The 6,086-nt window shown below is 64.3% G+C and carries 4 protein-coding genes; all 4 read right to left on the bottom strand.

From position 1 onward, the window contains the following. Positions 1 to 215: 215 nt before the first annotated feature. Entirely contained in the window at positions 216 to 1,628 is a 1,413-nt protein-coding gene (gene sufB, locus GWP04_11815) for a Fe-S cluster assembly protein SufB (GenBank protein ID NIA26240.1), read from the bottom strand. Positions 1,629 to 1,785: 157 nt separating this feature from the next. Continuing rightward, positions 1,786 to 2,349 carry a hypothetical protein gene (locus GWP04_11810; GenBank protein ID NIA26239.1) on the bottom strand — a complete coding sequence of 188 codons (564 nt, stop codon included), beginning with the start codon at positions 2,347 to 2,349 and terminating at the stop codon, positions 1,786 to 1,788. A 98-nt stretch (positions 2,350 to 2,447) separates the two neighbouring features. Next, on the bottom strand, positions 2,448 to 4,229 hold the full coding sequence (locus tag GWP04_11805; protein NIA26238.1) for an ATP-binding cassette domain-containing protein: 1,782 nt from the start codon (positions 4,227 to 4,229) through the stop codon (positions 2,448 to 2,450). Beyond that, positions 4,226 to 5,992, bottom strand: coding sequence for an ATP-binding cassette domain-containing protein (locus tag GWP04_11800; protein NIA26237.1), 1,767 nt, complete (start codon positions 5,990 to 5,992; stop codon positions 4,226 to 4,228). Before GWP04_11800 ends, GWP04_11805 begins: the two co-directional genes overlap by 4 nt. Between the last annotated feature and the right edge of the window lie 94 nt (positions 5,993 to 6,086).

The following is a 6,086-nucleotide window of genomic DNA, read 5'->3' as shown; positions in this document are numbered from 1 at the left end:
TCGACCGGCAACCTTTGCGGTGTTCTGCCGGCCAGGAACGCCGCTCGCTGCGTTCTCCGCCTCAACGCACCTGCAGGTGCGCCTTCGTTGTGCGCGTCTTGCGATCGATTCGGATCGACCCGTCCTTTTCGTTCGAGTCGAACTGTCGGGTCGATCCGTGTCGACGCGACGCCCCTGCCTCGGCATCGACACCCCGAACGTTACTGGCCAAGGCACTAGCCGACGGCGCCGGCCTCGGCCATGTTCAGCTCGATGAGGCGATTGAGTTCGACGGCGTACTCCATGGGGAGTTCCTTGACGATCGGCTCGATGAACCCCGCGACGATCATCGACGTCGCCTGCTCCTCGGTGAGCCCACGGCTCATCAGATAGAACAGCTGGTCCTCACCGACCTTCGAGACCGTCGCCTCGTGCCCGATCTGGGCGTCCGCCTCCTCGATCTCCATGTAGGGGTACGTGTCCGAGCGTGAGTCTGCGTCCAGGATCAACGCGTCGCACCGTACGAACGATTTGGTCCTCTCGGCCCCGGGTTCCACCCGGACCAGCCCGCGATACCCGGCCCGCCCGCCGCCCTTGGAGATCGATTTCGACGTGATCGTTGAAGTCGTGTCCGACGCCGCGTGCACCATTTTCGCTCCGGCATCCAGATGCTGGCCGTCGCCGGCGAACGCAATGGAGAGCACCTCGCCGTGGGCGCCTTTGCCCATCATCCACACGGCCGGGTACTTCATCGTGAGGCGGGATCCCAGGTTTCCGTCGACCCATTCCATGGTCGCGTTCTCATACGCGGCGGCACGCTTGGTGACCAAGTTGAAGACGTTGCGGGACCAGTTCTGGATCGTCGTGTAGCGGCAGCGGCCACCTCGTTTGATGATGATCTCGACCACCGCCGCATGCAGCGAATCCTTCGAATAGATCGGCGCGGAGCAGCCCTCGACGTAATGCACGAAGGCATCCTCGTCCACGATGATCAGCGTCCGCTCGAACTGTCCCATGCTCTCGGCGTTGATCCGGAAATACGCCTGCAACGGCTGGTCGAGGTGCACGCCCGGCGGCACATAGATGAACGAACCGCCGGACCAGACCGCAGAGTTCAGGGCGGCGAACTTGTTGTCGTTGGGAGGGATCACCGTCCCGAAGTACTTGCGGAGGATGTCCGGATGCTCCTGGAGGGCGGTATCCATGTCCGAGAAGAACACGCCCTGCTTCGCAAGGTCCTCACGGTTGCGGTGATAGACGACCTCGGAGTCGTACTGGGCGCTTACCCCCGCGAGGTACTTGCGTTCGGCCTCGGGGATCCCCAGCTTCTCGTATGTCTCCTGGATCGACTCGGGGACCATGTCCCAGTCCTCGACGGTGCCTTCGGTCGGTTTGACGTAGTAGTAGATGTCGTCGAAGTCGATCTCCTCGAGCATGCTGCCACCACCCCAGGTCGGCACCGGCTTGCGAAGGAAGCGCTTGTAGGCCTTCAGGCGGAACTGCAGCATCCACTCCGGCTCGCCCTTCATGGCCGACATCTCGCGGATGATGTCCTCGTTGAGGCCCTTGCGCGCCTTGAAGACCGTCGTCTCTTCCGAGTCGTGCCATCCCAGCGAGTATGCGCCGAGGTCGAGATCAACTGTGGACATGCTGCACACCTTTTGCACTACGGAGGTAGTGCATATTATCAGGAGCTGGGAATTGTACCGCCGGAGGGTACTCGGCCTCATGCTTCTCAGGGGAAGCAGGGGTCGACGCGACGGGAGCGGCCCGAAGGCCGCTCCCGGACTGGTCAGGGTCAGAGACCTACTTGTTCTTCTTCTTTTCGTGGCCGTTTGCGTGGTTCGACCCGTGGGCGTCAGGTGCTTCGACCTCGGGCGCCTCGAGCTCGCTCAGGTCGTCGGCAGCGATGAGTCCGTGATCCTTCTTCCACTGGCCTTTGCCGAGGTCGCTCTTGGCGACCTGCTTGATCAGGTGGCCCTTCTTGCCCTCGTACCCCGAGAGAGCGTCCATCCCGTCTTCGCTCTTGAGCCAGTGGACGAACGCCGACACGAACTGCCCATGGTTCACCTGTCCGTTCGGCCCAGACACGTCGAGACACTGCCCGCCATCCTGCAACTCACTGCACGGATCTTCGCCGTCGCCCTCTGGGAAACCCCAGTAGAAGGCGAACTCCAGGAGTTCCACGAGTGGGTCCGCGGCGGGATCCACATACAGAGTGAAGTCTTCGCTCCCCGGCTCAACCGCCGGAGCAGAACCGGCCGTTGCTTCCGCTCCAGCCGGTGCTGGATCGTCCGCATACGCAAGCCCCGCCAGCGACAGCACCATGGCCATCACCAGGGTGATAACCCCGAATCGTCTCAGTCTCATGTTCACTCCTCGATCCAGCTTCCCAGCTTCGTGAGGTGAGTCCTCAGTGTGACCGGACGCTACACCACTCTTGGCATTTGCGCCACCACTTTGTGTGGTTATTGTATCCCAACCCCTCGCTCCCACACCTCGTTCAGGCGGGCGAAGGCGCCCCCCGCCTTCAGCAGCTCCTCGTAGGTACCCTCTTCAACGATCCGCCCGCCGTCCACCACGATGATCCGGTCGGCACGCTTCGCAGTGCGCAATCGGTGGGCGATCACGATCGCCGTTCGGTTCTCCAGCAGGTGGTCGAGGGCGGCCTCGACGATCCCCTCGGTCTCGGGATCCAGGTTGGAGGTCGCCTCGTCGAGCACGATCACCGCCGGGTCCGCGGCGAGCGCCCGGGTGAGCGCCACGAGCTGGCGTTCTCCCGACGACAGCCTGCTCCCGCGCTCGCGCACGTCCGTATCGAGGCGTTCGGGCAGGCTCCTCACCCAGTCCGAGATCCCAACCGTCTCACAGATCCGCCACAGTTCCTCGTCATCGATGCCCGGCCGGGCGAACGTCAGGTTGTCCCGCAGTGATCCTGCGAACAGGAACCCTTCCTGAGGGACCATGACGATGCTGCGCCGCAGCTCCTCATAGTCGAGGTCTCGCAGGTCCACGCCGTCGAGCGTGATGCGACCTTTCGTCGGGTCGTAGAAGCGGATGGCGAGCTTGGCGATCGTGGACTTGCCCGCGCCGGTCTCACCGACGACTGCCAGTCGCTCTCCGCACCGCAGATGCAGGTTCACGTCATAGAGCACCGGCAGGTCCGGGTCGTATCCGAACGTGACGTTCTCGAACGCGACCTCACCGCACGCTCCATCGGGCAGGTGAATCGGCTCCGACGCTTTGGCCAGGTCGGATTTCGTGTCCAGGATCCCGAACAGCTTCGAGAGCGCAGCGAGCGCCGCCTGCAGCAGGTTGTAGACGTTGGAGAGCTGCACGATCGGATCGAAGAAATACCCGAGGTAGAGCAAGAACGCGACGAGAGAACCGAAACTCAGCTCGCCGGCGAGTACCCGGCGGGCACCGACCAGCAGCACCAGGCCGGTCCCGACGGTGGCGATGAAATCGACCGATGGGAAGTACGAGGCGATCGCCTTCGCCGCCTGTATGTTGGCTTCGAAGTACTTCTGGTTCACACGCCCGAACTCGACGGCCTGGCGGCGCTCCTGCGTGTACGCCTGCACCACCCGGACACCGGAGATCCCCTCCTGCAGCGTCCCCAGGACGCGGCCGATCTGCTCCCTGATCGCCTTGTACGCCCTGTTGGAATACTTGCGAAAGATCATCGAGACACCGGCGAGGGCCGGCAGCAGGGCGAGCACCGTCCAGGCCAGCGTCGTGTCGATCGAGAACATCGCGATCGTCACACCGGTCACCATGAGCCCGCTCGTGATCACCGAGATCGCACCCTGATCGACGAACGCGGTCAAGGCTTCGACGTCCGATGTCATCCTCGAAACCAGCACACCGACCTTCGACCGAGAGTAGAAGGCGATGTCGAGACTCATCATGTGACGGAACACCCGCACCCGCAGATCACGCAGATACCGCTCGCCGACGGCTGCCACCTCGTAGAGGGAGAAACGCTGCGTGAAGTACTGGGCGATCAGCACGACGAGATACACACCGGTGGCCCGCAGAATGACCCCCACGTCTCCCGCCATGACGCCACCGTCGATCCCCGAACGCAGGACCAGCGGGACCGCCAGCTTCGCAACCGTGGCGAAGATCGTGAGCAGCAGCGCCCACAGTGCCGCCCCGAGCAGTGGGCGACCGTATCGCCCTGCTCTGGCGAGCAACCTGAGCGGGCGGTCGATCTCGTGCTCCCCGCCGTAGCGTGCGTACATCATGGTGTCGCGCCGTTCTGCATCACGCCGGTCTCGGCCAGCACCTCGCGGTATCGGGCCGACTCGACGAGTAGCTGCTCGTGCGTCCCCGAGGCGATGATTTCACCGTCGTCGAGCAGCACCACCCTGTCGGCCAGGGTCAATGTGGAGGTGCGGTGGGCGATGATGATCGTCGTCCGGCCCGCCATCACCTCCTCGAGCGCTTGCCTGATCTCCATCTCGGTGACGGCGTCGACCGATGAGGTAGCGTCGTCGAGGATCAAGACCCGCGGGTCCCGCAGAATCGCCCGTGCCAGCGCGATCCGCTGGCGCTGTCCCCCGCTGAGGCTGTAGCCGCGTTCTCCGACCACCGTGTCGTAGCCGTCGGGGAGCCGGCAGATGAATTCATGCGCCTGCGCGAGACGAGCCGCCAGCCGGACCTGCTCGTCCGTCGCGTCGGGGGCGCCAAACGCGATGTTCTCGCCGATGCTCGCCGAGAACAGAAACGGCTCCTCGAACACGAGCGCCACCTGGCTGCGCAGGTCGTCGATCCGCAGACTGGCGATGTCGACGCCGTCGAGCAAGATCGAGCCGTTGTCGGGGTCGTAGAAGCGGGGCACGAGGTAGGCGAAGGTCGTCTTGCCCGATCCGGTCGATCCGACGAGTGCAACCGACGTGCCGGCGGGGATCGTGAGGTCGACATCGCGAAGCACGGCGGAACCGTCCGGGTAGGCGAACGAGACATGGGAGAAGCGCAGCGCACCTTGCCCGTCGGGCAGAGGCACCGGTTTCTCGGGGGTCTGGACATCTGGAGCGGTCTTGAGCAGTTGGGTCACCCTCGCCGCGGCGGCGGCCGACCGGGGAAGCTCCGCAAAGAACCAGCCGGTGATCCGCAGCGGGAACATCAGCACGGCCATGTACTGGGTGAACGCGACGAAGTCGCCCAGCGTCATCGCTCCCGAGACAACACGGGTCCCACCGATGGCGAGGACTGCCGCGGTCGCCAGGGCCGGGATCATCTCGAACATCGGCACGTACACCGACCGCAGGTGCAGCATCTCCATCGTCCGCCCGAAGATCCGATCGGCGCTGCGGCTCAGGCGACCGACGACCTGCTCCTCCTGGCCGTAGGACTTCACCACTCTCACCCCGGCCACCACTTCTTCGACGACCCTGGAGAGATCGGCGAGTCTCTGTTGCACCTCCCACGACACCCCTAGAATCCGGGTCGCGTAGCGATTGGCAAGCAGGAACAGCGCCGGCACCGACAGAGAGGCGACCACGCCCAGGACGGGGTCGAGCGCGATCAGGGCAGCGACGATGATCGCCGCGAGGGCGACGTTCGCGATCGTGATCGGCATCATGGCGAAGATCAGGCGGACCTGCGAGAGATCCGACGATGCTCTCGACATCAGCTCCCCCGTCGGGACCTTGTCGTGAAAGCTGAACGCAAGGCGCTGGACGTGTTCGAACAGGCGGTTGCGCAGGTCGGTCTCGGCACGGTAGGAAAGGCTGAACGCAAAGAAGCGGCGTCCACCGATGCCGAGCGCCTTGAGGAATCCGACGGCGACGATCAGCCAGAAGAGGGGCACGAGGAGATCGGGCCGGTTGCCGTCGATGGCGCGGTCCACGACGAGTTTCGTCAGGTACGGCACGAGCGCCACCATCGACATCCACAGCAGGGCGCTGCCGATCGAGAGCGCCGACGCCTTCCGATACCGCAACAGAGTTCGGCCGAGGAGGCTCAGACCGGTCCTCACCGTCGGGTCACGCAGCGTTGAACTCACTCGTCCCCCTCGTCTTCGTCTTCGTCAGGGTCTTCGTCTTCGGCGGCATGGCCGGAGTGTTCACCCACGTGTTCGCCGGGGTACTCGCCGGCGT

It is taken from the genome of Gammaproteobacteria bacterium, assembly GCA_011682695.1.
Classification (GTDB): Bacteria; Actinomycetota; Acidimicrobiia; order Spongiisociales; family UBA4744; genus BMS3Bbin01.
The sequence above is the reverse complement of the archived record's forward strand: the minus strand, read 5'-3'. Positions and strand labels throughout refer to the sequence as shown.

Coding starts and splice junctions, on each gene's coding strand:
- GWP04_11810 (NIA26239.1), bottom strand. CDS start 2,349: ATGAGACTGAGACGATTCGGGGTTATCACCCTGGTGATGGCCATGGTG.
- GWP04_11805 (NIA26238.1), bottom strand. CDS start 4,229: ATGATGTACGCACGCTACGGCGGGGAGCACGAGATCGACCGCCCGCTC.
- sufB (NIA26240.1), bottom strand. CDS start 1,628: ATGTCCACAGTTGATCTCGACCTCGGCGCATACTCGCTGGGATGGCAC.